Origin of the sequence: Mesorhizobium sp. 2RAF45, from assembly GCF_052115225.1 — a bacterium.
GTDB lineage: Bacteria > Pseudomonadota > Alphaproteobacteria > Rhizobiales > Rhizobiaceae > Mesorhizobium > Mesorhizobium jarvisii.
In genome coordinates this window covers 1-1115 of the sequence record NZ_JBFRGG010000037.1, presented here as the reverse complement: position 1 = coordinate 1115, position 1115 = coordinate 1, and the positions used below count along the sequence as shown (strand labels likewise).

Genomic DNA, 1115 nt, shown 5'->3' with positions numbered 1-1115 from the left:
CGCGTCGCGTGCTTTTGCATTGAGAATGACGAGCAGCTTGCGGGCGAGCGCAATGCGGATGACCATTTTCTCCTTTCCGGCAGTCTGCAACCGTTGCTTGAAAGCTGCCAGATGCGGATCATATTTGGCAACGATGCTGGCAACGAGAAAGAGGACGCCGCGCGGCCCTGCCCGACCGCCGCGCACTGGTCTTCGACCGCTGCGCTTGCCACTGTCATTGGCGATCGGCGCCAGGCCGGCCAACTTGGCGATGGCCTTGTTGGAGAGGATGCCGATCTCCGGCAACTGCGCCATCAGCCGCGCCACGGTGCGAGAGGCAACACCCTTGAGCGAGCGGAAGGCTCGGTCGAGGCATGCCCACAGCGGATCGTCATCGATGAGCGTGGCGATCTCACCTTCGAGCCTGCGGCTCTGGCGCGCAAGCAGCGCGATCACTTCATCGAGGCTGGCGATAGTTTCGGCGTCGGCGGTGCTCTTGCGCTGCTTTTGAATGGTGAGATCTCCTCCCACCTGGGAAAGCCGCGCAACCAGCGCCTTGAGCCGCTGCTGGGCCGCGCTCGGCGGCGGCGTCGGCTTGAGCCGCTTGACGGCACCATAACGGGCAATCACGGCGGCATCGATTCTGTCGGTCTTCTCCAGGAAACCCATTGCCTCGGCGAAGTAGCGAACGCTCCTCGCGTTGGCCATGCCGCAGGGTTGGCCCATCTCCCACAAGAGCAGGAAGGCCAGCCGTTCGTAGCCGCCACTGGCCTCCATGATGACGAGTTCGACATCATGGTTCTGACACCAGGCGGCCAGATCGGCGATGCCTGCCGCATCGTTGGCGAAGCGGTTTGCCGCTCCCATCGGCTCGATATGRGCGTCGAGCCAGTCTTTCGAAATATCTATTCCACAGAGGGTCGTGTTCACGGTAACCTGCCTTGTGCGTGCGATTGGAGCCAAGCGACTATTCGGTCGTGCGTGACGAAGACGAAGATCCCAGGCTCATCCACGGTTGTAGCCGCAGGGGTGTCGGGCGACTTCGCCAAGCCTCGAATCGGATGGCCGTCCGGTTCGAGGCTCAGTCGCTTCCATCGCACAAAGTCTCCTCCGTGCAGATACAAGGGGTGTTCCAG

At 62.2% G+C, this 1115-nt stretch carries 1 protein-coding gene; it reads right to left on the bottom strand.

Annotated elements, in window-relative coordinates:
* The coding region (locus AB4Z43_RS33465; RefSeq protein ID WP_441940987.1) for an IS110 family transposase at window positions 1–909 on the bottom strand (909 nt) is incomplete at its 3' end.
* Window positions 910–1115: the final 206 nt, after the last annotated feature.